Origin of the sequence: Streptomyces sp. NPDC046261 (assembly GCF_040646235.1) — a bacterium.
Classification (GTDB): Bacteria; Actinomycetota; Actinomycetes; order Streptomycetales; family Streptomycetaceae; genus Streptomyces.
Genome location: NZ_JBEYZU010000002.1, coordinates 483590 through 509174, shown reverse-complemented (window position 1 = coordinate 509174; position 25585 = coordinate 483590). Strand labels below are relative to the sequence as shown.

The following is a 25585-nucleotide window of genomic DNA, read 5'->3' as shown; positions in this document are numbered from 1 at the left end:
TTCTACTTGTCGCCGCCCTCCGCCAAGGTGTGGGCGACAAGGGCGTTGGCGTGGCCGTGCCCCAGGCCGTGCTCGGTCTTCAGCCACCCGACCAGCTCCATGTGCTTGACGAGGGGCGACGCACGGATGAGGTCCTTCCACTCCGCTATCGGCCGACCGTACTTCTTCTCGATCGACGGGAAATAGCTGGCGGGGCCCTTCACGGTCTCAGTCATGCCCGCAGTCTGGCACCCACCACTGACAACCATGGAGACGCCTCGTCACCCGTTCGAACCGTAGGGGCTGCGCCGTACCGTGCCGGCGTGTGGGATGGACCGGAGAGCTCTCCCCGGCCACAGAACGGGACCGTGATCGCCATGGGGTGCGAGGCCAACCTTCCCCCTCCCCTCCTCCCCCGCCGCATGGCGCGCCCGTTCGACCTGCCCTTCGCGCCCAGGGCCGACGTCGAGCGGCACCGGGCGGCCGCGCACTCCCGCTCCTGGATGCGCCGGATGGGTCTGCTGCCCGACGGACACGGCCGGCACCGCCTCGACCGGCACGACATGCCGCTGTGGGCGGCCTCCGTCTTCGGTGACGCCACCGGCCCCGATCTCGACCTCTGCTCCGATCACGCCTGTTGGTGGGCGCACTTGGACGAGCTGCTGGACGGCCGCCTCGGATACGACAAGGGCCGGGTCCGTCGTCTGGTCGCGGAGTTGCTCGCGGTGGTGACGGGCGGGGTACCCGGGCGCGTCGTACCCACCGCCGAGCCCGTGGTGACCGCGCTCGCCGACCTGTGGACCAGGGAGTGCCAGGGCATGTCACCGGCCTGGCGGGCCCGCGCGGTCGGCCACTGGGCCGGCTTCCTCCACACGTGCGCCATCGCCTCCGACCACCGCCACCGCCTCCCCGGCGCCGGCCGGCGCACCGCCCTCGGCATCGAGGACTATCTGCAACTGCGCTCCATCTCGGGCGTGGTGTGGGTGATCCTGGACTTCGCCGAGCGCGTCGGTCACTACGAGGTCCCCCCGGACATCCTGGAGAGCGCCCCCATGCAGGCCATGCGCCGCATCACGGCCCGCGTCACCGGCATCACCCAGGACGTCCACTCCCTCCCGGCGGAAGAGGCGGCCGGCGACCCGGACAACATGGTCCTCGTCCTGGAGGGCCAGGGCCTGACCCGCGCGCAGGCGATCGCCCACATCCAGGCCGTACTCCGCGAACAGACCGAGACGTTCCTGGCGGAAGAGGCGCGCATCCCCCGCCTGTGCGACAGGCTGGCGGTACCGCAGCGCGAGCGGGCCCGGGTCTACCAGCACATCGCCGACATGCGGGCCATCATGCGCGGCAGCCACGACTTCTCCCTGGCGGGCCGCCGCAGCGTCCGCGGCGGGGACCGCGAGCTCCGCCGCGTCCGTTTCTGAGCCGGGCCCACCGCCGGCCTGCCCGAAATGGCGTCGACAACTCCCCTCGCCACGGGTGACGATCGGCCCATGACGAGCCTGAGCAACCGCGCCGAACGCGCCGTCCGCATCGCCACCGAGGCGGGCCGGCGCCTGGGGCTGCGCGCCGACGAACCCCGCGTGCTGCACGACGTCTTCAACGTACTGGTCCACCTCGCACCGGCCCCGGTCGTCGTACGCGTCCCGTCCCTGACCCTCGTGCCCGCCGAGGCGCTGGTGGCGAAGCAGCGGCGCGAGCTCGCCGTGGCGGGCTGGCTGGCCGATGCCGGGGCGCCGGTCGTGGGGCCCAGCCCGCTGGTGCCGCGGGAGCCGGTCGAGTGCGAGGGTCTGTCGCTGACGTTCTGGGAGTACGTGGACGAGGTGGACCCCATCGCGGAGGCGATGGCCGCCGACCCGCAGGCTTTGGAGGCCCGCTTCGCCGAACAGACCGGCTGGGCCGCCGCGTTGCACGCCGAGCTGGCCGGCTACCCCGGCGAGCTGCCGACGCTCTCCCCGCTGGTCCCCGCGACAGGCGAAGCGCTGGACCGGCTGGCGCGGCAGCGGCCGGAGTTCCTCACCGCCGGGGATCTCGACCGGGCCGGGCAGGAGTACGCGACGCTCGAAGCCCTCGTCCGCGACTTCCCCGCCTACTTCCCGGAGGCCCGGCTGCAGGCGCTGCACGGCGACTCCCCCGCGTACAACCTCCTGCGCACCCGCACCGGTCACCTCTTCAGCGACTTCGAGGACGTCACGCGCGGGCCGGTGGAGTGGGACCTGACGCTGGCCGGCCCGCGCGCCCTGGAGGAGTACGAGCGCGCGTCCGGCACCCGCGTGGACCGCAACCTCCTGGAGGTCATGGAGGGGGCGCGGCTGCTGCAGGTCGTGAGCGCGCTCGCCGTCGTACCGCTGATGCCGGAACTGGGGCCGACGCTCGAACCCGCCGTGGCCGAGTGGCGCGCCCGCACCCCGCTGACGCTGCCCGGCGTCAGCTGAGCCCGACCCCTCAGCTGTCTCCCCGGCGGCCGAAGTGCACGGTCTTCGCCGTCAGCAGGAACAGGTCCGCCCGCCGGTCGACCCCCGCCGGGTCGGCCGGGTCGAGCAGCCGGTCCAGCGTCGCCAGGTCCTCGGCGTCCAGGAGCCCGTCGAGGACCGTGCGGTGCCGCTCCAGCGCCTGCCGCACCGACCGCCGGGGGCCGTCCGCCAGGGGGGCGGGGTGGTCCACGAGGAAGGTCCGGCTGCGTACGTCGGTGAGGCCCGCGGCACGCAGCATGCCGGGCCAGTCCTCGACCACCGCCACCGTGCCGGGCAGCTCGGCCCGCATCCGGCTGAAGCGCTCCCCCATCGCCGCGCCCAGCCTGTCCTGCAGCCCGGGCCGCCCGAAGCCCAGGTCCCGGGGCAGCCAGCGGGGCTGGAGGCCGCCCTCGACGATCGCCAGGTGCCCGCCGGGCTCCAGCAGCCCGGCCAGCCGGTTCAGCGCGTCCTGCTGGTCGCCCACGTGGTGCACGACCTGCCCCGACCACACCAGGTCGGCCGGGCCCAGCCCGGCGAGCCCCTCCGGGAACTCCGCCACCCGCGTCCGCAGCCGTACGCCGAGCCTGTCCGCCCGCCGCTCGGCCCGCTCCAGCAGCTCCGGAGACCCGTCCACCGCGGTGACCTCGGCCTGCGGGAACGTCTCCGCCAGGCGGCAGGCCGCGACGCCCGGGCCGCTGCCGATGTCCAGGATCCGCCGTGGGGTGAGGTGGGCCAGCTCCTCGAGGGCCTGTCGCACGTAGGGGCTGTGCGTCTCGCCCTCGAGCTCGAGCATGTCGGCCATCGCGGCCCAGTCGAAATCGTTCATCGCACCTGCTCCAGTCGCTCGTCGCCTGCTGTGCACCGACCATGCGCCGCGCGCCCCGCGGATGACAAAGCTTGTTGCCGTTTCCGCAATAGCGGGCTGCAATGAGGGGATGGAAGACGTACTCGCCGCCGTGGGCCCCCGGCTCAAGCGCATCCGCCGCCAGCGCGACTGCACCCTCGCGGCCCTGTCGAAGACCACGGGGATCTCCGTCAGCACCCTCTCGCGCCTGGAGTCCGGGCAGCGCAGACCCAGCCTGGAACTGCTGCTGCCCATCGCCCACGCCCACCAGGTGCCCCTGGACGAGCTCGTCGGCGCGCCGCCCGTGGGCGACCCACGGGTGCGGCTGAAGCCGGTCAGACGCGGCGACTCGACAGTCGTGCCGCTGACGCAACAGCCCGGCGGGCTGCAGGCGTTCAAGATGGTCATGGGCGCCAGCCGCAGCACGCCCGAGCCCCGCACGCACGAGGGCTACGAGTGGCTGTACGTGCTCAGCGGGCAGCTGCGCCTGGTGCTCGCCGAGCACGACATCGTGCTCGGGGTGGGCGAGGCGGCGGAGTTCGACACCCGGTTGCCGCACTGGTTCGGCAGCACCGGGAAGGGGCCGGTGGAGGTCCTCAGCCTGTTCGGGCCCCAGGGCGAACGCATGCACGTCCGCGCGAGGCCGCACGCCACCTGAGCCGCGAGGTCCCCTACTGGCCTGGGGCCCCCTCTTGGTCGTCCCGGCCGTCCTCGCCCGCCATGACGTAGGCCCCGCCCTCCAACCGCTCGACCAGTCCGCGCGTCCACTGCGCGCCACTGTCCGCGGTGTGCAGCCACATGCCCATGATCTCGCCGATGTGGCCCCAGTCCTCGCCCTCCGCCGGTGTCCAGCGCCGGCGGATGTCGTCGCGCCACTCCTCCAGCCCGGCCAGCCGCCGCTTGAGCAGGGCGATCGCCTCCGCGCGCGGCAGGTCGACGAGGAAGCCCACGCCGGCGGTGAGGACGTCGACCTTCTGGTCTACGGAGCAGAGCGCCTCGCGCAGCAGCTCGAAGTACGTCCGCTCCCCCGCCTCCGTCAGCTCGTACTCCGTGCGCGGCGGGCCGCCGGCCTCGCTCGGCGCGACGTCGTGCGCGACGAGCAGGCCCTGCTTGGCCATGGCCTTGAGCGCGTGGTAGATCGATCCCGGCTTGGCGTTGGACCACTCGTCCGCGCCCCAGAACTCCAGGTCGCCCCGGACCTGGTAACCGTGGGCCCGTCCGTGCCGGCGGACCGCGCCCAGCACCAGCAGCCGGATGGCCGACATCTGCGCCTCAGCCTCCTCTTGCCGTGTGACCGCTGAGGCGGTCCAGCCTAGGCGCCGGTGCCACGCTCCTGGTCCACCAGCGCGAAGGCGGTCATGCCGTCGAGCGACTCGCGGATGACGTCGGCGTGGCCCGCGTGCCGGGCGGTCTCCTCGATGAGGTGCAGCAGCAGCCAGCGCATCGACACCCGGCTGGACGGCGGGTACCAGGGCGCCTCCGGCAGCGGGAAGGTGTCCTCCAGGCTGGGCACCGAACGGATGAACTCCTCCGTCTCGGCGGCGATCTTCTCCCAGTAGGCGAGCTGCCCCGCGACGCTCTCGCCCTCCAGCAGCCGGAAGCCGTCGTCCCAGTTCTCGGGCGTGCGCGGGACGTCCTCCGGCCGGCCCTGGGCCATGCGCAGCCAGCCGGCCTCGACCTCCGCCACATGCTTGAGCAGCCCGCCCGGCGACAGCTCGCTCGCGCTCGGCTTCTGCCGCGCCTGCTCCTCCGTCAGGCCGAGGACGGACCGGCGGACCCCTCCGCGCTGTGCCTCGAGGAAGTCCAGCAGGGTGCCGCGCTCGTCGGAGGTGCTCTTCTCGATCACGTGGGTGGGCATGAGGTCCGCCTTTCGCCGTCGTCGTCCGAACATGACCGACAGTAGGACGGATCTAGGCCGGATTCCGTCCTAGATCTCTCCGGAACCCGGTCCTCAGAAGGGAAATCTGCTCCGCCCGTGCTGGATCGAGATCCACTTGGTCGTGGTGAAGGCCTCCACCATCGACTCGCCGTTCAGCCGGCCCACCCCCGAGTGCTTCTCGCCCCCGAACGGCACGATGGCCTCGTCGTGCACCGTCCCGTCGTTGACGTGCACCATGCCCGTCTCGATGCGCTTGGCGACGCGTACGCCCCGCTCCACGTCCCCCGTGTGCACGGCGCCGCTCAGGCCGTACGGCGTGGCGTTGGCGAGCCGTATCGCCTCTTCCTCGCCGTCGAAGGGGATGATCAGCGCGACCGGGCCGAAGATCTCCTGGCCCAGGACGGGCGAGTCGTCCGCGAGGCCGGTGAGCACGGACGGGCCGACCAGCGTGCCGTCCGCCTCCCCGCGTACGAGCGCGGTGGCACCGTCCGCGACGGTCTGCTCCACGAGCGTGGTGATCGCCTCCGCCTGCCCGGCGTTGATGAGGGGGCCGATGTGCGTAGCCGGGTCACCGGGGTCGCCGACCTTCAGGGTGCGCACCTTGGCGACGAACTTCTCGGTGAATTCCCGCTCCACCGCCCGGTCGACCAGCACGCGGTTGGCGGCCATGCAGACCTGGCCCTGATGGATGAAACGGCTGAAAACAGCGGCGTCCACGGCGTAGTCGAGGTCGGCGTCGTCCAGGACGATCAGCGCGCTGTTGCCGCCGAGCTCGAGGATGGTGCGCTTGAAGTGGGAGGCGGCGACGGTGGCGACGTGACGGCCGACCTTGTCGGAGCCGGTGAAGGAGATGACCTTCGGCACCGGGTGGGCGATGAGCGCGTCGCCTATCTCGGCTATGTCGGTGACGACGACGTTCAGCAGCCCGCCGGGCAGCCCGGCCTCCTCCAGCACCTTCGCGACCAGCCCGCCGCCGCAGATGGGGGTGTTCTGGTGCGGCTTGAGGACGACGGCGTTGCCGAGCGCGAGCGCCGGCGCGACGGACTTGATCGACAGCAGGAAGGGGAAGTTGAACGGGCTGATCACCCCGACGACCCCGACCGGCACCCGGTAGAGCCGGTTCTCCTTCGTGTCGTCCGGGGAGGGCAGGATGCGCCCCTCGGCGCGCAGCGCGAGGTGGATCGCCTCCCGCAGGAACTCCCGGGCCAGGTGCAGCTCGAAGGCGGCCTTGAGCGCCGTGCCGCCGCACTCCGCCGTGATGGCGGCCGTCAGCTCCGCCTCACGGTCGTCGATGATGCGCAGCGCCCGCTCGAAGACGAGCCGGCGGGTGTACGGGTTGGTGGCGGCCCACGCGGGCTGGGCGCGCTCGGCGGCGCGGTACGCCTGGTCGATCTCGGTGGTGCTGGCCACGGTGATGGAGGCGAGCTTCTCCCCGTCGTAGGGGTTGAAGTCCACGATGTCCCAGGAGCCGCTGCCGGCCCGCCACTCGCCGTCGATGTACTGGTAGGCGAGCTCGCTGAAGAGGGAGTCGTATGTGCCGGGGTCGGTGCCGGTTCCGGTGCCGTAGGACATGCTGCGCCATCCTGTCTGCGAAAGGCGGGGCGCCCGGGGCGCCCGTAATGAGGTGGGTGCGCGGGCTTACTCCTGATGCGACGTCATCGTACTGATGTGTCAGCGGAGTTGAAGGAGGCGCCCGATGAGGTCACGGCTCCTGGCCGGGGACAGGCTGTCGGCGTGCAGCCGCTCCATGACCCGCTCGTACTGCGCGACGTCCTCGGATTTGTCCAGGTAGAGGGCGCTGGTGAGCTGCTCCAGGTACACGACGTCGGACAGGTCCGACTCGGGGAAGCGCAGCATCGTGAAGGCGCCGCTCTCGCCGGCGTGTCCGCCGTGCGCGAAGGGCATCACCTGCAGCGTGACGTTGGCCTGCTCGGAGATGTCGATGAGGTGCTGGAGCTGGTTGCGCATGACCGTTTCGCCACCGTACGGGCGGTGCAGTGCCGCCTCGTCCAGGACGGCGTGGAACCGTGGCGCGCGCTCGGAGAACAGCAGCTTCTGGCGCTCCATGCGCAGCGAGACGCGGCGCTCGACCTCGGCGTCGTCCGCCATGGGCTGGCCGCGCACGACGACGGCGTGGGCGTAGCCCTCGGTCTGGAGCAGGCCGTGCACGAACTGCACCTCGTAGATCGAGATGTGCGAGGCGGCGCCCTCCAGGCCCACGTAGGTCTGGAACCAGCTGGGCAGCACGTCGCCGTAACTGTGCCACCAGCCCGCGACGTTGGCCTCGCGGGCCAGCCCGAGCAGCGCCTCGCGCTCGGCGCCGTCGGTGACTCCGTAGAGCGTGAGGAGGTCCTCCACATCACGCGCCTTGAAGCTCACGCGGCCCAACTCCATACGGCTGATCTTCGACTCGGACGCACGGATCGAGTACCCGGCTGCCTCGCGCGTGATGCCACGCGACTCGCGCAGCCGCCTGAGCTGCGAGCCCAGGAGTATGCGTCGCACCACGGAACCGCTCGACTCGTTCGTGGCCATCTCTGCGACCCTTCCTCTTCCGGTCCTGTTCCGGTCCTGTCCGTTCCGCACCCTTCTGAGGGCGACCCCCGCTACCCCCGGCGCCGAAGTCTGCCATCTTCGGGCTCCGTTGAGTGCATGTCCGGTTACGCAGACAAGCCACCCGCCGGAGTGCTACGGCAGAGAGCGTAGGGAGAATTACTCCCCAACCACCGTGTGCGCCCCCAAATCGCCCCCGTGCACGTGCATCTGCCCTTGCATCCGCCCCGCGCATTGGCAACCATGGAGCTCGCACACGTGCACGTCACGTCCTCGATTGCCAGGAGTGCCTCGGATGGGTACCGAAGGATCGACTGTGCTCTCTCCCTTATGGAGAGGGTTTCCCGCGATCGACTCATCCGCTGTCTCCCACTCGGCGTCCTGTGCGCTCCCGCCGCGCTTCGAAGCGGTCAGGAACGCCCGGAAGTTCACCAGGAGCACGCTGCACCAGTGGGACCTGGGCGGACTCTTCGAGGACGTGGCACTGGTCGTCTCCGAACTGGTGACGAACTCGATGCGCTACGCCGTGCCGGCGGAGCTCATCGGCACGGAGTACGAACCGTCCGTACGCCTCCATCTGATGCGCTGGACCACGCGGCTGGTATGCGCGGTACGCGATCCGAGTGAGGCGAGCCCGGTCTCGGGGGAGGCCGCCGCGGGGGATGAGTGCGGGCGCGGGCTGTTCCTGGTGGAGTCGTTCAGCGACGCGTGGGGCTGGCACCCCCTGGCGGGTGCGCTGCACGGCAAGGTCGTCTGGGCGCTGTTCCGCCTGCCGCGCGACTGACGACACCACCGGGCACGACAGCCCGCGCCCGCACGGGGACGGCGCACCGCGCGAGGGCCGGCACCCGCAGGGCCCGCCGGACGGCGGCGACGGGACGACCATCGGACTATTCGCAGATCAGGTAGTCGAATTCGCCGTCCTTGACACCCAGCAGCATCGCCTCGATCTCGGCGGGCGTGTACACCAGCGCCGGACCGTCGGGATGGCGGGAGTTGCGCACGGCGATCCCGCCTCCCGGCAGCTTCGCGAACTCCACACAGGAGCCCTGGGAGTTGGAGTGCCGGCTCTTTCGCCAGACGACATCATCGATGTCCGAGGCGGCCATGCCGTTGTACGCCTGGGGCACTGGACTCTCCCGGATCATTGCAGGGGGCACCCTCACCCAGAACACGGTTTCGAGGATGGCAACTGCTCCGGATCATAGCCGCGTTCATGTGCCTCTGCATGAGCCGATGCACGTGCACTCAGGGTGTCGTCGCCACTACTTCATGACTTCTTCCCGGAAGGGGAACCTCCAGAGGAATAGGGCAGCAGGGCCATCTCCCGGGCATTCTTGATCGCCCGGCTCAGCTGCCGCTGCTGTTGCACGGTGACACGGGTCACCCGGCGGCTGCGGATCTTCCCGCGGTCCGAAATGAACTTCCGCAGCAGGTCGGTGTCCTTGTAGTCGATGAAGGTGATTCCCGCCGCGTCCAGGGGATTCGGGCGCGGCTTGAGGTTCTTGCGGTGATCGGGGCGGCGGCTCATGGCCGAATGTCCTTTCGGGGGTCAGGAAACCGGGTCGAGAAGTTCGTCGAATGCGCGGGACAACCGGCGCCACGCGTCCGGCCCGCCCTCGTATTCGGCGTCGGTGAGCAGGCACGAGTCCAGCAGCGAGCGCAGAGCGCCGGCGTCCAGTCCGGGCGAGGTGAACGTCAGGTACTGGCCGCGGTCGCCGTGCTCGGGGTGCCAGTCCAGCGCGGCGGCGACGCGGCGCTCCGCGGGCACCATCTCCCAGGCGGCGTCCGGGAGCGAGGCCAGCCACGGCCCGGCGTTCTCCACGCACAGGGCGCCGCCCGCCGCGTCCCACGACAGCAACGTGTCCGGCCGGTCGGCCAGCCAGAAGCGGCCCCTGCTGCGCGCCGCGGCGCACGTCAGGTCCTCCAGGGCCGCGTAGAGCCGCCCGGGGTGGAACGGGCGGTGGCCGCGCCATACGAGCGTGGTGACGCCGTCGGCGTCGGCCTCCTGCGGCAGCAGCGCGCAGGCGGGGTGCTGGCGGGCGGCGGCCGCCTCCACGTCGAAGCCGGCGACGGCGGCGGCCGCCAGGTCGCCGGATGCGACCGGGATCTGCCGGGCGGCCGGAGTGAGCTGGGCGAGCAGCGCGTAGTCGGTGGCATCGGCCTGCTCAGCCTGCTCGGGCTCTTCGGCGGCGTCGGCTTCGGCTTCGGCGTCGACTTCGGCTTCGGCCAGGGCCAGGACGGAGACGTACTCCAGCTGGCGGGCGAAGGTGTCCCCGACCGTGCGCTGGTCGCTCGCGGCGGCCGCCAGGCCGGCCTCGGCGAGGTCGTCGCCGTTGGCGAGGGTGGGCAGGACCAGCGCCGGGTCCACGGCCGTGATCACGCCGGTCAGCGTGGCCTCCTCGCCGCAGTGGGCGGCCACGACCTCGGCCATGGCCTTGGGCTCGACGGAGTCCCACAGCTCGACGACGGCGAGCCGGCACAGCCCGGACGCCGCGAGCCGCTCCAGCTCGGGCACCAGGTCCTCGCGCAGCGCGCAGCAGGCGCAGTCGTTGACCAGGGGCGCCTCGCCCTCGTCGAGGAGGCCGGAGTGGTCCCGTACGGTCCGGCGGACCGTGCCGGCGGCGGCGGTGGACAGGTCGTGGTGCAGCGCGACGCTGCCCGGCACGGTGTGCAGCAGCCGCTCGACGGCGGTCCTGCGGGCGTCGGCGTGCAGTCCGCCGACGAGGACGACGGGCAGGGCGCGCGTCGCGGACATCAGCGGCCGCCCTCGCGCTTGCCGTACCGCCGCTCGAAGCGCTCCACGCGGCCCGCGGTGTCCAGGACGCGGGCGGTGCCCGTGTAGAAGGGGTGGCTCGCCGAGGAGATCTCGACGTCGATGACGGGGTAGGTGTTGCCGTCCTCCCACTCGACCGTCTTGTCGCTGGTGGCGGTCGAGCGGGTGAGGAAGGCGAACCCGGCGGCGCGGTCGCGGAAGACGACGGGGCCGTACGGCGGGTGGATTCCGGGCTTCATGGCGGTCAGCGCTCCTCTCGGAAGACCACGTGGCGGGCGACGACCGGGTCGTACTTGCGCAGCTGCATTCGGTCGGGGTCGTTACGGCGGTTCTTGCGGGTCACGTAGGTGTAGCCGGTGCCGGCGGTGGACCGGAGCTTGATGACGGGACGTAGTTCGTTGCGGGCCATACGGGCTACTATACAGAAATGGTTTCCATTTTCATTAGGAGGTACGTGCCATGTCCGCCCACTGCCAACTGACCGGCCGCAAGCCCGGCTTCGGCAACACCATCTCCCACTCCCACCGGCGCACCAGCCGTCGCTTCGACCCCAACATCCAGCGCAAGCGCTACTGGCTCGCGAGCGAGGGCCGCCACGTGCGGCTCACGCTCAGCGCGAAGGGGATCAAGACCGTGGACCAGATCGGCATCGAGGCCGCCGTGGCCCGTATCCGCGCCCGTGGGGAGAGCGTCTGATGGCGAAGAAGAGCAAGATCGCGAAGAACGAGCAGCGTCGCCTGACGGCCGCCCGCTACGCGGCCCGCCGGGCCCTGCTCAAGGCGGTCATCCGCGACCCCCGCACCCCCGTCGCCGAGCGCGAGGCCGCCCAGCGCGAGCTGTGCCGCCAGCCGCGCGACGCCAGCGCCACGCGCGTCCGCAACCGCGACGCCGCGGACGGCCGCCCGCGCGGCTACTTCCGCGCGTTCGGGCTCTCCCGCGTCAACCTGCGCGAACAGGCCCACGCGGGGTACCTGCCCGGGGTCCGCAAGTCGAGCTGGTAGCTCCCCCACGGGATCACCCGCCACGCCGGCCAGGGGTTGGGGCCCCGAACGCCGCGCGGCGGGTTTTTCGCCGACCCCTCGCGACGGGAGCCGGGGAGTCGGCCCCGCCTCCCGCCGCGACGGCGCACGGCCCCCACGGCACGCTCCAGCCGCAGTGCGACGGCCCCGGCTACGCGCCCCTGGAGCCCGCCGGCACCAGCAGCAGCTCGTCCGCGTAGCACCATGCCCAGTGCTCGCCCGGTTCGAAGGACCGGGCGAGATCGTGGCCGGCTTCGGACTTCGCGTGTGCGCTCGCGTGCCGGTTCGGGGAGCTGTCGCAGCAGCCGATGTGGCCACACACCAGGCACTCGCGCAGGTGCACCCAGGTGGACCCGGTCCGCAGGCAGTCCTCGCAGCCTTCCGTCGTGCTCGGCGTCACGTCGCGGGCTTCGCCCAGATGGGCGCAGCCGCGGCCGGCCGGACGGCCTTCGACGTCGGCGGCGACCTGCCAGCTCAGTGGCTCGCTCATACCTTCGAGCGTAGGCCCGCGCACGGTGTCGTGCGCGGCGAAAGCCGAGGTCAGCGCGATTGTCAGACCCTGATGGCAGACTCACTTCCGTGATCCGGGGAGCGGGGACGGGCGACGGGGGTGTTCGTCTCCGCCCCCGATCACAGACCGGGGGCGACGGCCCGGCGCGCACCGCACTCACCCTGACAGGGCGTCATCCGCGCTCCCTCGTGCGGCGCATTCCAGCGGGCAGCCCGGCGCGCCTCCTTGCACGATGGCGGTAGGACCGCCAGTGGACGGTCCCCTTCCGTCGCACCCCCAGGGCAGGGACCACCATGACCCTCAGTCTCGATCAGTTGAGCCGCTGCACCGTAGCCGTCGACCTCGGAGCGGCCAGGACCCGCGTCTATCTGAAGGACACCGGCCTGGTCGTGGACGAACCGAGTCTGGCCGCGGTCAACACCCGCACGGGCTCGCTGATCGCCGTCGGCTCGCTCGCCGGGGGCATGGCCGGCCGCACCCCGGGCCACATCCGTGTCGTACGCCCCATCTCCGGCGGCACGGTCGTCGACATCGAGATGGCCCAGCGGATGCTGCGCTTCCTCGTCGACGACAAGATCCGCCGGGCCTGGCGGCGCAAGCCGCTGCTGCGCGCCGCCGTCTGCCTGCCGCACGACGCGGAGCCGATCGCGCAGCGCGCCGCCGTCGAGGTGCTCAGCGCGCTCGGCGCGCGCCGCGTCGAGCTGGTCGACACCCTCATCGCGGCCGCCGTCGGCTGCGGGCTGCCGGTCCAGGAGCCGGAGGCGACGATGATCGTGGTGTGCGGGGCGGCGTCCACGCAGATCGCGGTGTTGTCGCTGGGGTCGATCGTCGCGGCCGAGAAGGTGCAGGTCGGCGGCGACGCCATCGACTACGCCGTCATCCAGCACCTGCGCAGCGAGTACGAGCTGATGCTGCCGTCCCAGGGCCTGCACCCGCTGCACCTGGCCCTCTTCGACCGCTCCGCGCGCGGCACGGAGGCGGAGGTGCGCGGCCGGGACGTGGCGACGGGCCTGTCCCGTACGGTACTGGTGAACACCGCCCACGTCCGCGAGGCCATCCACACCCCGCTCACCGCCGTGCTCGACGCCATCGGGCGCGTGCTGCGGGACTGCCCGCCCGACCTGGTGGCCGACCTCGCCGAGCGCGGGGTCATGCTGGCGGGCGGCTCCGCGATGCTGCCCGGCCTGGACACGATGATCGAGGAAGGAACCGGCATGTTCGTCCGCATCGCGGAACAGCCCGATGTCTGTTCCGTGGTGGGACTGGGGGCGATGATCGAGGGAAAGATCAAGCCACTTCATCTGGATCCGATGGCGACCTGACGCTTTGGGAACTTCTTTAACCCCCGGAACAGTTCTCCCGGTGCACACTGTTTTCACCGAGGAGATACACGCACATGGCGCTCTGGGACCGGCTCAAGGATTCGGCTACGACGATGCAGGGCCAGTTGATAGCCAAGAAGAACGACCTCAAGAGCGGCGGATTCCGTGACGCGAGCATGGCAATGTGCGCGTTGGTGGCGGCTGCTGACGGTTCGATCGACGCCTCCGAGCGGCAGCGCGTCGCCGCGCTGATCGCCACCAACGACGTTCTGCAGAACTTCCCCGCCGACGACCTGCAGGCGCGATTCAACGACTATTGCCAGAAGCTGACGACGGATTTCGCCTTCGGCAAGGTCAGCATCCTGCAGACCATCGGCAAGGTGCAGAAGAAGCCCACCGAGGCGCGTGCCGTCATCCAGATCGGCATTGTCATCGGCGGCGCCGACGGCGACTTCGACAAGGACGAACAGGCCGTCGTCCGCGAGGCGTGCTTCGCCCTCGGCATCAACCCGGCGGAATTCGACCTCTGAGTTTCTCCCGGCGGCGCAGTCGGCCGACCGGCTGATCAGACCATTGATCAGGCCACTGACCAGGCCACTGATCGTTTCCGGACGGCCGTGAACGCCCGCCCCGCGGGCTCCCCGGCCGTCCGGCCCCCGCCGTGTCCGACGCGACCGCCTTGCCACGCGTCCCGGTCCCCAGCAGATTGGGGGCCCATGATTGACGGGCAAGGGCAAGGCCATCGCCCCGGCACGGGCGGCTTCACCTATCTCCCGGCGGACCGCGAACTGATCGTGGTCGCGCACCCCGACGCCGCGCTGCGCGCGGACCCCGCGGGCGTACGGTCCGCGGCCGGCACCGACCTCTCACCGCTGAACCGCTTCCTGACCGACGAACGACTCACGCTGGAGCCCCTCTTCGGGTACGGGCCGCAAGGCGCCGTGAGCGACGAACTCCGCTGCCTGCTGCCGCTGTTCCATCGCGTGCGGGGCGCGGAGCGGCACCACGACGAGCTCGCCGCCGGGCTGGCCGCGCTGCCCGGCGTCGACGGCGCGTACGTCAAACCCGGCGCCCTGCCCGCCTACGGCCCCGTCGGCCCCGTCGGCCTCGACGGACCCGGCAGCCCCGACAGCCCCGGCGGCCCTGATACCGGAACCGGACACCCGCACCCCCACACCCACCCTCCCGGCCGGACCCGCCCCCCGGCCGCGCCGGGCGCCGGCGCGGTCCGCCGCACCCCGGACTTCACCACCCGCCAGGGCTATCTGGCCGCCGCGCCCGAGGGCGTCGACGCGCGCTGGGCCTGGGCCCAGCCGGGCGGCACGGGCGACGGCGTGGGCGTCGTCGCCGTGGAGGGCGCCTGGCGGCTCGGCCACGCGGACCTGGGGCGCAAGCTCGCCGGAATCGTCGCCGGCACCCCGCTGGAGGACGCGGCGTGGCGCAACCACGGCACGAACGCCCTCGGCGTCGTCGGCGGCGACCGCACCGGACGCGGCATCACCGGCATAGCCCCCGGCGCCCTGACCGCCGCCGCGGCCTTCCCCGGCATCGGCTCCGCCCGCGCCGTCCGCGCCGCGGCCGACCGGCTCCCGCCGGGCGGCCTCGTCCTGCTCGGGCTGCACCGGCCCGGCCCCCGGTTCGGCTACTGCGTCCGCGACGACCAGCGCGGCTGCCTCCCCCTGGAATGGTGGCCGGACGACTTCGCCGCCGTCCGCTACGCCACGGCGAAGGGCGTCCTGGTCGTGGCGGCCGCCGGCAACGGCACGGAGTCCCTGGACGATCCCCTGTACGAGGCGCGGCCGGACGGCTTCCCCTCGTGGTGGCGCAACCCGTTCGGCCCCGGCGGCCCCTCCTCCGGCGCGGTCCTCGTGGGAGCGGGCGCCCCGCCGCCCGGCACGCACGGGCGGGACCACGGCCCCGACCGTTCGCGGCTCGCCTTCTCCAACTTCGGGGCGCGGCTGGACGCCCAGGGCTGGGGCGCGGAGGTCACGACGGCGGGCGGGTACGGCGAGGGGGCCGGCGACCTCCAGGGCGGCGCCGAGGAGGACGCCTGGTACACGGACGTCTTCTGCGGCACATCGGCTGCCTCCGCGATCGTGGTGGGGGCGCTTGCGTCGGTCCAGGGGGCGCTCAGGGCGGCGGGCCGGGAGCCGCTGACCGCCGAACAGGCCCGCGAGGTGCTGCGGACGACCGGTACGCCGCAGCAGGGCGCGCCGGGCCGCCCCGCGTCCCAGCGGATCGGCAACCGCCCGGACATCCGCGCGGCCGTCGCCCGGCTGCTGCCCTCACCGGTCGCCTCCGGCACCGCCGAACGCCTGTGGGACGAGCTCATCCCGTACCCGCCCGAGCGCCCGCCCCAGCTCCGGCTGTACGTGGCCGGCGCCTGGCGCGGACTCGACAGCCCGGACCCGGCGGTGCGCCAGGCGGTGCACACCGCCTTCGCGGGCGGCCGGGCCGCCGGGAGCGTACGGGTCTGGTACGCGGACGACAGGGTCGTGGGCCTGGTCGTCACCGACAGCCCGTAGCGCGACAGGTGGCGACGGATCCGCGGCCCGGCGGCGGCCGGTACGGGGCGGGCCGCCGCCGGACGGGCCGCGCGATGCGGCCCGTCCCCGGGAGCCCGCCCGTGCCCGCGGCGGCTTCCGGGAGCGAGCGGTGCCCTCAGGCCGCCGGCAGGGGAACCGACTCCCGGGCCGCGCGGTCGCGGCCGGGGCCCGGGCCCCGCCATCTGCCGAGGGCGATCTCGGCGGTGATACCGGGACCGAACCCGGCGATGATGCCGCGCGCGTCGTGGTCGGCCCCGCCGTCGACGAAGAGCCGCTCGAGGGCGTCGAAGATGACCGCGCTGGCGATGTTGCCGCGCTCGGTCAGCGTCTCCCTGCTGTAGCGGAACGTCTCCGGCGCCAGCCCGAGGTAGCGGCTGAGGTCGTCCAGGATGCGCGGGCCACCGGCGTGCACGATGTAGAAGTCCAGCTCCGAGACGTCCCACTGGTAGGGCTCCGCCATGTCGCGCATGGCGGGCGCGAGCATGGCCATCGTGCCGGGGACCCGCTTGTCCAGGATGAAGTGGAAGCCGGTGTCCCGGACTCCGTAGGAGATCCACTCCTCGGTGTCGGGCACCAGGTGCGAGCCGTTGCGCTCGATCCGTACGCCCGTACCGCCCTCGCCGCGCACCACGGCGGCGGCCAGGGCGTCGCCGAAGAGCCCGTTGGAGAGGAGGTTCCCCACGCCCAGGTCGGTGGGCTGGTAGAGCAGCGAGCAGAACTCGCACGCCACGATGAGCACATTGGAGTCGGGGTATGCCTGGCAGAAGTCGTGCGCCCGGTTGATGGCCGCGCCCCCGGCCGCGCAGCCGAGCTGCGCGATCGGCAACTGCCGTGTCTCGTTGCGGAAATCCATGGTGTTGATCAGCCACGCCGTCATCGACGGCATCATGAAGCCCGTGCACGACACATAGACGATGAGATCGATGTCGCGCGGCGTCAGCTCGGCGTGGTCCAGCGCCCGCCGGACGACGTCGGGCACCCGTGCCTTGGCTTCGCGTTCGTAACGGGCGTTGCGTACGGTGAAGCCGGGATGCTTGAGCGTGTCCTCGATCGGTTGTACGAGGTGTCGTTTCTGCACTCCGGTGTTGCCGATCAGCCGGAGTGCGAGCTCCAGCTGTGGATGATCGCCGTGGAGCGTGCGCGCGAGATGAAGAGTCTCTTCCCTCGTGATCACATGCTCCGGGACGGCGATGGCCGGTCTGCACAGTGTCGCCATGACGGCCTCCCAGTCGCGTCGGTTCTCGATGCCCAGGGCCGCCGAAAAGGCGCGCCAGCTTATGTCCAGTGCATGCCGCATGAGGGAGCGCGCCACACCTATGCTCGGAAAGTTCACCCGAAGAGCGGACTTTTCCGTACAAACTGAACTGGCGTCCATCGAACGCCATGGAAAGTCCACAGGAATTCCACAGTAATCCCACGAAAGTTACCCGGATACGGCACATACGGGACGGATTGCACGCTTCGACGGGCGGGCCGGGTGACGTCGCCCCGCGCTCCCCGGGAGCCCGGCGTGCTGGCACACTGCACACTCATGACCAGCACGAGAAATCACCTCCTTTCCGGCAAAGTGGCCTTCATCAGCGGTGCCAGCAGCGGCATAGGCGCCGCGGCGGCCCGCGTCTTCGCACGGGAGGGCGCGACGGTCGTCCTGGCCGCCCGCCGGGAGGACCGGCTGGCCGCCCTCGCCGGGGAACTGGGCGAGACGGGCGCCGAGGCCGCGTACGTCGTCGCCGACGTCACCCGGGCCGAAGAGGCCCGCCGCGCGGTGGAGTTCGCGGTCGAGCGCTACGGACGGCTGGACGCGGCCTTCAACAACGCCGGAATCGGCGGCGACCGCACCCCCATGCACCTCATGGGCGACGACGTCTACGACACGATCATGGACACCAACGTCCGCGGCGTGTGGAACTGCATGCGCCACGAACTGGCGGCGATGCTCGCGGGCGGGGGCGGCGCCATCGTCAACAACAGCAGCGTCGCCGGGCTCGTCGCCATCCCCTCCGCCGCGCCGTACATCGCCTCCAAGCACGCCGTGGTCGGGCTGACCCGGGCCGCGGCCGACGAGTACGCCAAGCAGGGCATCAGGGTCAACGCGGTGGCGCCCGGCACGACGCGCAGCGAGATCACCGCCGACTGGTTCGCGCGTAACCCGGGCCTCGAGGACATGGTCAACGCGATGACGCCGCAGGCCCGCACGGCCGACCCGGAGGAGATCGCCGAGGCGGCCGCCTGGCTGCTCAGCGACCGCTCGCCCTTCCTCACCGGCGTGGTGATGCCGGTGGACGGCGGCTTCGTCAACCAGTGACGCTCAGCGCAGCAGCCCCCGTACGCCGATCCGGAAGGCCACCACGCCGTTCTGCACTCCGGTGACCTCCACGGCGGCGTGGCCGGGGGCGTCGGCGGGCACCACGGCGGCGTCCAGCCTGCAGGGCGCGTCGAACTCCACGTACCGGCTGTAGGACGTGGTCACGGCGGTCGGCACGAGGATCCCGGGCGAGAGGACCGCCTGGGCGGCCTGACCGGCGGCGGTGAGCAGGGCCAGCCCCGGCACATGGTCGACGGGGTGGTCGAACATGGCCTTGTTCCCCACGTCGTTGCGCAGCAGCCAGCTCCCCGGCCGCCCGGCGGCCGCCAGGGCGACCTCCGAGGCCGTCAGGCAGCCGACGCCCGCCGGAGGCACCGGCGGCGGCACCTCCCATTCGCCCCAGGCCGGCGACAGACGGTCGCCGCGCAGCCTCCGATAGACGCCGGGGGAAATCCAGGACGAACGGGAGTGCGCGCGGATCACCGTATGGTCGCCCTGCCGGACGGTGAAATCCATCGTGTCCGCCCCAAGCGAGCGGTCACCGCGCCCATTCCGCACCGGTGAACACCTCAGATCCACGGTGAGACACAACGGTCCATTCCCGCCCGTGGCCACGGTGGGGTCAATGCTGTAGTTCAGGTCCCGCAACAGCGACTGATGATCAAGAGGAACCCCGAACGCGGCGTGGGAAATGGCCAGTCCGCACTGGCGGACCGTCTGTGCGGCCAGTACGGGATCGGGCCGGCTGCCGGATGTGCTGCCGGGCCACTCGACCGCGAGCGTGAATTCGGTGGGGCCCCGGCGGACCCAGCCGGCGACGAGCACGGATTCCTCGTCGCGGAAGTGGACGAGCTCCTTGGGAACCCGCCTCCAGCCCAGGCCGGAGGCGGGTATGGAGGGCGGCACAGGGCTTTCCACCGGGGAATCCACGGGCTCCCGGCCGGAGTCCACCGCGGACGTCGCCGGCGCCGGCGGGCCGGGGATCCCCGCCGATTTCGGAATTCCGGGCGGCAGCGTGCAGGATTGCAGCACAGTTGCGGACATGATCCCCCCTGGGGCGCCAAGGCGTAGGACTGAGCGAGACAGACACTGGCCGCCAAAGATACCTACCTATTGGTACATTTCAACCGGGGGCCGCTGAACAGAAGGAGGGGTATCCGTGGCGCAGCAGGAACGCGCGATCCGGACCCGGCAGGTGATTCTGGAAGCCGCCGGAATGGTCTTCGACGAGTGCGGCTACGAAGCGGCCACCATTTCCCAGATCCTTGCGCGGGCCGATGTCACGCGGGGTGCCCTGTACTTCCATTTCAGTTCCAAGGAGGATCTGGCGCGCGGCGTCCTCGGCCAGGCCGTGACGATGGAAGGAGTGGTGCCGCAGCAGTTCAAGTTGCAGGAACTGCTCGACGCCTCACTGCTCCTCGCCCACCGGCTGCCCCGGGAGCCGATGCTGCGCGCCTCCATACGGCTCTCCGTCGACCAGCGGGCGCGGGCCCTGTTCGGCACCAGCTGGCCCGACTGGATCACGGTCGCCGCCGGGCTCCTCTCGGACGCCAAGAGCCGCGGCGAGATCCTCCCGCACGTCGACCCCGAGGAGACCGCGCGCCTGCTGGTGGGCGCCTGGACGGGCGTCCAGCTGATCTCCGAGGCCATGCCGGAGCCCCCCGAGCTCGTCCGCGAGATCTCCCTGCTCTACCAGCTCCTGCTGCCGAACATCGCCGTCCCCACCGTCCTGGCCCGCCTCGACATCTCCCCGGACCGCCCCCTGCGCCTGCGCTCGCAGACCCCGCAGGCGGCCCACCAGGGCTGAGCCGCGGCGGCGCTCCGATGCGGAGGGGGCGTTCCGGGGAGTGGGGGATGCCGGTGGCTCCTGGGGGCGCGCTACTCACGCACTCCCGCCAGCTCGACCGGCCTCGTACGCAGCGCCGCGAACGCCGGCACGACGGCGGCCACCGCGGCCAGTACGGCGCTCGCGGCCACCACGGCGCCGATGGTCTCCCAGGGCACGACCAGCGGTGACCGGACGGAGAGCAGGCCCAGGGCGCCCCGGACGCCGAGCAGGTTGAGAGCCGACACCACGGCGCCGAGCACCGTGCCCACGGCCACGACCACCACCGCCTCGACGGCCACGAGCCGCAGCACCTGGGGCGTGGTCGCCCCGGTCAGCCGGAGCACCGCGAGGTCGCGGACGCGGTCGGAGGTGGCCATGACCAGCGTGTTCGCCAGCGCGATGGCCGTGTAGACCAGGGCGATGCCGAGAATCAGCAGCAGTCCCAGGCGGGTGTTCTCGCTGGACCGCGGATAGTGCTCGGCCACCCAGGCGTCCTTCGTCAGGACCTGCACGCCGGTCGCCAGACCGGCATCGCGCAGCCCGGCGGCGACGGCCGCCTTGTCCGCGCCCTCGCGGAGCTTGATGTCGACGCGGTCGACGGCCGCGCCGGCGGCGTTGCGCGGTGTGACGTACACGCCGTTGTTCCCGGTGCCGACCCGGAGCACCGCGGCGATGCGCAGCGATGCCTGACGGCCGTCACCGAGCCATACCGTCACGCGCTGGCCGACGGTCCGTGTCTGCCACTCCTCGTTGACGATGATGCTCCCGTCGTCGAGGTCGCTCACCCGGCCCGACGCCACGGGCAGCGCGGACACCGCGGCGAGATCCGCCGGTTCCACGGCCCTGGCCTCGGACTTGACCAACGCGACGCCTTCCTCCAGCACCGTCACCGCGGTGGACCGGGAGGCGCTGACGACCGTGCCGGGGATCTGCCCCGCCTGCCGCACGAAGCCCGCGGGCACCGCGCCGTCGTCGCCCCGCGCGGTCACGAGATAGTCGGCGGCCGTCTGGGCCTTCGCCTCGGTGGCCTTGGCCTCGTTGATGGTGGCCGTCGTACCCATCAGGGAGGTGGCCAGGGCGACCGTGATGATGACGGGGGCGGCCACCGCGGCCGTCCGGCGCACGCTCGTGGCGGCGTTCTGCCGCGCCAGCAGGCCGGTGGCGCCGGGCAGCCGCGCGGGCAGCCAGGTCATGAGCAGCACCAGCGGCCGGACCAGGGCGGGCGCGAAGAGCGCGAATCCGACGATCAGCAGCATCGGCTGGGTGATGTACGTCTTCCGCTTCAGCACGTCCCCGGGCTCGGTGACGAGCGCCCAGCACAGCAGGCCGAGGCCGGTCAGCAGGACCCCGGCCCCCAGCAGCCAGCGGCTCGGGGGCATGGCGCGGCTGTCGACGGCGGCGTCGCGCAGGGCCTCGGTGGGCCCGACCTTCCCGGCCCGGCGCGAGGAGACCACGACACCGGCCATCGCCACGCACAAGCCCGTCCAGAAGGCGGCGTGCAGCGGCCAGGTCCGGTCGCCGACGGCGAACCAGGAGGGGGCGATCCCGGCGTCGACCAGCCACCCGGCGAGCCGGGGGGCGCCGACGTGCCCGAGCCGGCAGCCGAAGGCCGAGGCCAGCACCCCGATGACGACCGCCTCGGCGAACACCATCCGCCGCACCTGGCGTGGCGTGGCGCCCGCCGTCCGCAGCAGGCCGAACTCGCGCCGGCGCTGGGCCACGGCGAAGGAGAACGTCGACGCGACCACGAAGACCGACACGAAACCCGTGATGGCCGCCGCGGTGCCCAGCAGCGCGTTGACCGCGACCAGGGCTTCGCTGTCCCGGTCGGGGTCCGGGTCGGCGTCGCGCCGGTCGTCGCCGGTGAGGACCACCATGCCGGACTCGGTCCCGACGGCCTCGCGTACGGTGGCGGCCTTCGCGTGCACCACCACCGCGTCGACGCGCGGCGAGAGTCTGGCGGCCTCGGCGTCGGTGAAGAACACCGCGGTCTCGAAGTCGGTGGCCCGCACCGTCCCGACGACCGTCCGCTCGCTGCTTCCGGCGGGCGTGACGACGGTGACGCGCTCGCCCAGCCGTACGTCGGACCGGGGACCGGAGGTGACCACGACCTCCGAGGCCCCCGCGGGGGCCCGGCCGTCGGTGAGCCGGTAGGGGGTGGCGGCGGCGATCGACCACGGGTGGCCGACCGTTGTCGTACCGCCGCCGTCGAGACGGGCGCCGGCGACCGTGAGGGAGAACGACCGGTCCTCGACCGTGCGGCCCAGCCCCCGGAGCCGGGCGGTCAGGTTCTCGGGCACGGCCTTCGGGTCGGCGAGGCGCTGCGTGCGCACGCCGATCGGGGTCAGCACCCGCAGCGTGTCCGACGCCTGGACCACCACGGGCGCCGCGGCGAAGCGTTCCGGGCCCCGCTCCGGGGCCTCGAAGGTGGCGGCCAGCGCGAGGCCGGTGGCGGCGATGAGCGCCACGCCCAGGGCCAGCGCCACGAAGGAGCCGACGAACGTGACCCATCGGGTCCGCATGCCGCGCAGCGCCAGGCTCAGCACGGGACCACCGCCAGGCGGGTCATGCGCGCGGCGACCTGCTCCGCGGACGGCGCGAGCAGTTCGTCCTGCACGATGCCGTCCGCCAGGAACAGCACCCGGTCCGCGTACGAGGCGGCGACCGGGTCGTGCGTCACCATGATCACGGTGTGGCCCAGGTCCGTCATGCCCCGCAGCAGCGCCAGGACCTCACGGCCCGTCCGGGAGTCCAGGGCACCGGTCGGCTCGTCACCGAAGAGCACCTCGGGACGGGTGACAAGCGCCCTGGCCAGCGCCACGCGCTGCTGCTGGCCGCCGGACATCTCGCTGGGCCGGTGACCGGCCCGCTCGCGGAGTCCCACCTGGTCCAGGACGTCGAGGACGGCCGACCGCTTGATCCGGCGGCCCGCGAGGCGCAGGGGGAGCGCCACGTTCTGCTCCGCGGTGAGCGAGGGCAGCAGGTTGAACGCCTGGAACACGAAGCCGATGCGCTCGCGCCGCAGCAGGGTCAGCTTGGTCTCGCTGAGCGTCGTCAGGTCGGTGTCGCCCAGCATCACGCTGCCGCTCGTGGGCCGGTCGAGCCCGGCGGTGCACTGGAGCAGAGTCGACTTGCCGGAACCGGAAGGGCCCATGACAGCGGTGAAGGTGCCCTTGGGGATCGTCAGACTGACTCGGTCCAGTGCGGTCACCGCGCCGGCACCTGTTCCGAAGGACCGGGTGACCGAACTGAGCCGGACGGCTGCTTGATTCATACCGACCACTCAATCCGGATCGGGCTCCGCGCACATCGCAGGGAGGCGGAGTCCTGGTGGTGGAGGTAGCTCCACCCCGTCCTGGATGCCTGCTGTGCCCGGGTGGCCGCCCAGGGCAGGAAGTTGCGGCTGACAGGACCCTGCCCCCGTCCGGGGCGCACCGGCCCACCTGAAGTCCCGCCTCCCGTAAGATCCGTTGGCCGGGAGACAGCGGCCACTCAGAAGGTGGAGCTAGGTGGGTGGTCACTCCGGAACGGGCCGCTTACGGTTCGATCATGCATTGCCCCACCGTCTGGCAGGCGCTCCAGTCGCCTCGCTACGTCCTGAGCAGCTGGCCGTGGCGAGCGGCCCTGTATCTGTCGTCCAGCGTGGCGCTCGGGGTGGCCACCCTGACGTCGCTGCTTCTGCTGGCCGTCGCGGGCAGCGTGCTCGCGGTGGCCCTGATCGGGATCCCGCTGCTGCTCATGCTCGCGCTCTCGGGCATTCCGCTGGCCGCGGTCGAACGCCGCAGGCTGCTCCTCATCGACTCCGGCGTCCTGGTCAGCCCCCACCGCGATCCGGAGGGCACGGGCCTGACGGCCTGGGCGCGTCTGCGGTTCAAGGAGCAGTCCACTTGGCGGGAGTTGGGGTACGCGGTGTTGTTCGGCTGTGTGCTGTGGCCTCTGGAGGGGCTGGTGGTGGGGACGGTGATCGTGGTGTGCGGCGGGCTGCTGAGCACACCCGTCGTCATGGCCACGGCCGGTGGCGGCGAGGAGGCCCGCGTCCTCAAGATATGGACGGCCGAGACGTATCCGGAGGCGTTCGGCGCCGCGCTCGCCGGTGCGGTCCTGCTGCCTCTGCTCGCCTATCCGCTGGGCGCGGTGGCCGCGGGGCGCGCGGTACTGACCCGGCAGCTGCTGTCCACACGGGAGGCCGACGTCGACTCCCGCATCCAGGAGCTGGGCCGTTCCCGGCTGAGGCTGGTCGACGCCTTCGAGGCCGAGCGCCGCAGGATCGAACGCGACCTCCACGACGGCGCCCAACAGCGGCTCGTCGCCCTGTCGATGACGCTCGGCCTGGCCAGGCTGGAGAATCCGGGCGAGCCGTTGAACGGCCTCCTCGTCAAGGCGCACGAGGAGGCGGGGACCGCCCTGGTGGAGATCAGGGAACTCATTCGCGGCATCCACCCCCAAGTGCTCACCGACCGCGGGTTGCCGGCCGCGGTCGAGGACGTCGCCGACCGGTCGGCGGTCCCCGTGGACGTGGAGTTCGACCTGCCGGGCCGGCTGCGGGAACCGGTCGAGACGGCCGTGTACTTCGCGATCTGCGAGGCGTTGGCGAACGTGGCCAAGCACAGCGAGGCGACGCGGGCCGGCGTACGGGGCAGGCTCGAGTCGGGCATGCTGACCGTGGACGTCACGGACAACGGCAAGGGCGGCGCGGACACGGCCACCGGTACCGGGCTCCAGGGCGTGGCCGACCGCATCTCGGTGGCCGGCGGCCGGCTGCTGGTGTCCAGTCCGCCCGGCGGGCCCACCGTCTTCAGCTTGCGGATTCCCTGTACTCCCGTCGGTCCCCGCCTGAACGAGGTTTGATGTTGCGCATCGTGTTGGCCGAGGACAGCGTGCTGCTGCGCGAGGGGCTCGTGGGCCTCCTGGAGCGCTTCGGGCACCAGGTCGTGGCCGGCGTCGGCACCGCTCAGGAGCTGACCGCGGCGGTCGCCGAGCACCGGCCGGACATCGTGGTGACGGATGTGCGCATGCCGCCCGGTTTCAGCGACGAGGGCCTGCGGGCCGCGATCGCCCTGCGGGAGCGGGACCCGGCCCTGCCCATCCTGGTCCTCAGCCAGTACGTCCAGCGCTCCTACGCCGAGGAACTGCTCGACTCCGCGGACGGGACCCGCGTCGGCTACCTGCTCAAGGAACGGATCGGACACGTCGAGGAGTTCGTCGACGCCGTCCAGCGGGTCGCCCAGGGAGCCACGGTGGTGGACCCGGAGGTGGTCCGGCAATTGCTCCGGCACCGCCGCGACCCCCTGTCGAGACTCACCGTCCGCGAGCAGGAAGTGCTCGCGCTCATGGCGGAGGGACGGTCCAACGCCTCGGTCGCCGCGGCACTGCACGTCAGCGAGGGAACGGTCAGCAAGCACTTCGGCAGCATCCTGACGAAGCTCGACCTCTCCCTGACCGACGCGACGAACCGCCGGGTTCTCGCCGTCCTCGCCTACCTGCGGGGCTGAGCCCCGTCGCGGGGCCTGCCCGGCGGAACGGACAGGCCCCGGACTCGTCAGTGCCCCGAAGAGGGGTAGCTTGCGGCA

The 25585-nt window shown here is 72.1% G+C and carries 29 protein-coding genes; 13 read left to right on the top strand and 16 right to left on the bottom strand.

All coding sequences use genetic code 11. The features are described from left to right. Positions 1-2: 2 nt before the first annotated feature. The gene (locus tag ABZ956_RS06455; protein ID WP_361887799.1) at positions 3-215 is read right to left on the bottom strand and encodes a DUF4287 domain-containing protein; all 213 of its coding nucleotides are present in this window, start codon (positions 213-215) and stop codon (positions 3-5) included. 141 nt (positions 216-356) lie between these two features. Between ABZ956_RS06455 and ABZ956_RS06450 the strand changes: the two genes are divergently transcribed. Beyond that, a complete protein-coding gene (locus ABZ956_RS06450) occupies positions 357-1403 on the top strand; it encodes a hypothetical protein (protein ID WP_361888043.1) in 1047 nt (348 codons plus the stop codon). A 69-nt stretch (positions 1404-1472) separates the two neighbouring features. Further along, a complete protein-coding gene (locus tag ABZ956_RS06445; RefSeq protein ID WP_361887796.1) occupies positions 1473-2414 on the top strand; it encodes an aminoglycoside phosphotransferase family protein in 942 nt (313 codons plus the stop codon). Between the two features lie 10 nt (positions 2415-2424). On the opposite strand, the gene ABZ956_RS06440 is transcribed toward ABZ956_RS06445, so the two are convergent. After that, positions 2425-3258, bottom strand: coding sequence for a methyltransferase (locus ABZ956_RS06440; RefSeq protein WP_361887793.1), 834 nt, complete (start codon positions 3256-3258; stop codon positions 2425-2427). A 109-nt stretch (positions 3259-3367) separates the two neighbouring features. On the opposite strand from ABZ956_RS06440, the gene ABZ956_RS06435 reads away from it, so the two are divergent. Beyond that, positions 3368-3934, top strand: coding sequence for an XRE family transcriptional regulator (locus tag ABZ956_RS06435; RefSeq protein WP_361887790.1), 567 nt, complete (start codon positions 3368-3370; stop codon positions 3932-3934). Positions 3935-3947: 13 nt separating this feature from the next. Here ABZ956_RS06435 and ABZ956_RS06430 read toward each other — a convergent pair whose 3' ends face one another. From ABZ956_RS06430 to ABZ956_RS06415, 4 genes are all read right to left on the bottom strand, one after another. After that, positions 3948-4541, bottom strand: coding sequence for a PadR family transcriptional regulator (locus ABZ956_RS06430; RefSeq protein WP_361887787.1), 594 nt, complete (start codon positions 4539-4541; stop codon positions 3948-3950). A 47-nt stretch (positions 4542-4588) separates the two neighbouring features. After that, entirely contained in the window at positions 4589-5134 is a 546-nt protein-coding gene (locus tag ABZ956_RS06425; protein ID WP_361887784.1) for a DinB family protein, read from the bottom strand. A gap of 93 nt (positions 5135-5227) precedes the next feature. Next, on the bottom strand, positions 5228-6727 hold the full coding sequence (locus ABZ956_RS06420) for an aldehyde dehydrogenase family protein (RefSeq protein WP_361887781.1): 1500 nt from the start codon (positions 6725-6727) through the stop codon (positions 5228-5230). A gap of 99 nt (positions 6728-6826) precedes the next feature. Then, positions 6827-7690, bottom strand: coding sequence for a helix-turn-helix transcriptional regulator (locus ABZ956_RS06415; protein WP_361887779.1), 864 nt, complete (start codon positions 7688-7690; stop codon positions 6827-6829). A 313-nt stretch (positions 7691-8003) separates the two neighbouring features. Between ABZ956_RS06415 and ABZ956_RS06410 the strand changes: the two genes are divergently transcribed. Beyond that, positions 8004-8492: an ATP-binding protein gene (locus ABZ956_RS06410; RefSeq protein ID WP_361887776.1), complete on the top strand. Its 489-nt coding sequence runs from the start codon at positions 8004-8006 to the stop codon at positions 8490-8492. Between the two features lie 106 nt (positions 8493-8598). Here the strand turns inward: ABZ956_RS06410 and ABZ956_RS06405 are convergent, their stop codons facing one another. The 5 genes from ABZ956_RS06405 to rpmG all read right to left on the bottom strand — a co-directional run bounded on the left by ABZ956_RS06405 (position 8599) and on the right by rpmG (position 10893). Then, entirely contained in the window at positions 8599-8838 is a 240-nt protein-coding gene (locus ABZ956_RS06405; RefSeq protein ID WP_361887773.1) for a DUF397 domain-containing protein, read from the bottom strand. Between the two features lie 140 nt (positions 8839-8978). Next, positions 8979-9239 (bottom strand): 30S ribosomal protein S18, encoded by a 261-nt coding sequence (gene rpsR, locus ABZ956_RS06400; RefSeq protein WP_361887770.1) that lies wholly within the window; start codon positions 9237-9239, stop codon positions 8979-8981. A gap of 21 nt (positions 9240-9260) precedes the next feature. Further along, complete coding sequence (locus ABZ956_RS06395; protein ID WP_361887767.1) at positions 9261-10466, bottom strand: GTP-binding protein; 1206 nt, start codon at positions 10464-10466, stop codon at positions 9261-9263. After that, complete coding sequence (locus tag ABZ956_RS06390) at positions 10466-10723, bottom strand: type B 50S ribosomal protein L31 (protein WP_361887764.1); 258 nt, start codon at positions 10721-10723, stop codon at positions 10466-10468. The genes ABZ956_RS06395 and ABZ956_RS06390 overlap by 1 nt, the downstream gene beginning before the upstream one ends. 5 nt (positions 10724-10728) lie before the next feature. After that, positions 10729-10893, bottom strand: coding sequence for a 50S ribosomal protein L33 (gene rpmG, locus ABZ956_RS06385; RefSeq protein WP_361887762.1), 165 nt, complete (start codon positions 10891-10893; stop codon positions 10729-10731). A gap of 50 nt (positions 10894-10943) precedes the next feature. Between rpmG and rpmB the strand changes: the two genes are divergently transcribed. Beyond that, entirely contained in the window at positions 10944-11180 is a 237-nt protein-coding gene (rpmB, locus tag ABZ956_RS06380; protein WP_361887759.1) for a 50S ribosomal protein L28, read from the top strand. Further along, positions 11180-11485, top strand: coding sequence for a 30S ribosomal protein S14 (rpsN, locus tag ABZ956_RS06375; RefSeq protein WP_361887756.1), 306 nt, complete (start codon positions 11180-11182; stop codon positions 11483-11485). The genes rpmB and rpsN overlap by 1 nt, the downstream gene beginning before the upstream one ends. Before the next feature lie 169 nt (positions 11486-11654). On the opposite strand, the gene ABZ956_RS06370 is transcribed toward rpsN, so the two are convergent. After that, positions 11655-11993 (bottom strand): UBP-type zinc finger domain-containing protein, encoded by a 339-nt coding sequence (locus ABZ956_RS06370; RefSeq protein ID WP_361887753.1) that lies wholly within the window; start codon positions 11991-11993, stop codon positions 11655-11657. 314 nt (positions 11994-12307) lie between these two features. Here ABZ956_RS06370 and ABZ956_RS06365 point away from each other — a divergent pair, with 314 nt between their 5' ends. The 3 genes from ABZ956_RS06365 to ABZ956_RS06355 all read left to right on the top strand — a co-directional run bounded on the left by ABZ956_RS06365 (position 12308) and on the right by ABZ956_RS06355 (position 15861). Continuing rightward, positions 12308-13336, top strand: coding sequence for a rod shape-determining protein (locus tag ABZ956_RS06365; RefSeq protein ID WP_361887750.1), 1029 nt, complete (start codon positions 12308-12310; stop codon positions 13334-13336). Between the two features lie 74 nt (positions 13337-13410). Continuing rightward, positions 13411-13866, top strand: coding sequence for a TerB family tellurite resistance protein (locus tag ABZ956_RS06360; RefSeq protein WP_361887747.1), 456 nt, complete (start codon positions 13411-13413; stop codon positions 13864-13866). A gap of 186 nt (positions 13867-14052) precedes the next feature. Further along, a complete protein-coding gene (locus ABZ956_RS06355; RefSeq protein WP_361887744.1) occupies positions 14053-15861 on the top strand; it encodes a S8 family serine peptidase in 1809 nt (602 codons plus the stop codon). Between the two features lie 136 nt (positions 15862-15997). Here the strand turns inward: ABZ956_RS06355 and ABZ956_RS06350 are convergent, their stop codons facing one another. Then, positions 15998-17098, bottom strand: a complete 1101-nt coding sequence (locus tag ABZ956_RS06350) for a type III polyketide synthase (RefSeq protein ID WP_361888040.1) — start codon at positions 17096-17098, stop codon at positions 15998-16000. Positions 17099-17413: 315 nt separating this feature from the next. Between ABZ956_RS06350 and ABZ956_RS06345 the strand changes: the two genes are divergently transcribed. Then, a complete protein-coding gene (locus tag ABZ956_RS06345) occupies positions 17414-18187 on the top strand; it encodes a glucose 1-dehydrogenase (protein WP_361887741.1) in 774 nt (257 codons plus the stop codon). A 3-nt stretch (positions 18188-18190) separates the two neighbouring features. Here ABZ956_RS06345 and ABZ956_RS06340 read toward each other — a convergent pair whose 3' ends face one another. Beyond that, entirely contained in the window at positions 18191-19093 is a 903-nt protein-coding gene (locus ABZ956_RS06340; protein WP_361887739.1) for a ScbA/BarX family gamma-butyrolactone biosynthesis protein, read from the bottom strand. 253 nt (positions 19094-19346) lie between these two features. Here ABZ956_RS06340 and ABZ956_RS06335 point away from each other — a divergent pair, with 253 nt between their 5' ends. Further along, positions 19347-19994, top strand: a complete 648-nt coding sequence (locus tag ABZ956_RS06335; protein WP_361887736.1) for a ScbR family autoregulator-binding transcription factor — start codon at positions 19347-19349, stop codon at positions 19992-19994. A gap of 71 nt (positions 19995-20065) precedes the next feature. Here the strand turns inward: ABZ956_RS06335 and ABZ956_RS06330 are convergent, their stop codons facing one another. Next, a complete protein-coding gene (locus ABZ956_RS06330; protein WP_361887733.1) occupies positions 20066-22561 on the bottom strand; it encodes an ABC transporter permease in 2496 nt (831 codons plus the stop codon). Continuing rightward, positions 22555-23289, bottom strand: a complete 735-nt coding sequence (locus tag ABZ956_RS06325; RefSeq protein ID WP_361887730.1) for an ABC transporter ATP-binding protein — start codon at positions 23287-23289, stop codon at positions 22555-22557. The genes ABZ956_RS06330 and ABZ956_RS06325 overlap by 7 nt, the downstream gene beginning before the upstream one ends. Positions 23290-23564: 275 nt before the next feature. On the opposite strand from ABZ956_RS06325, the gene ABZ956_RS06320 reads away from it, so the two are divergent. Next, positions 23565-24863, top strand: a complete 1299-nt coding sequence (locus tag ABZ956_RS06320; protein WP_361887727.1) for a sensor domain-containing protein — start codon at positions 23565-23567, stop codon at positions 24861-24863. Further along, positions 24863-25507 (top strand): response regulator transcription factor, encoded by a 645-nt coding sequence (locus ABZ956_RS06315; RefSeq protein ID WP_361887724.1) that lies wholly within the window; start codon positions 24863-24865, stop codon positions 25505-25507. Before ABZ956_RS06320 ends, ABZ956_RS06315 begins: the two co-directional genes overlap by 1 nt. Positions 25508-25585: the final 78 nt, after the last annotated feature.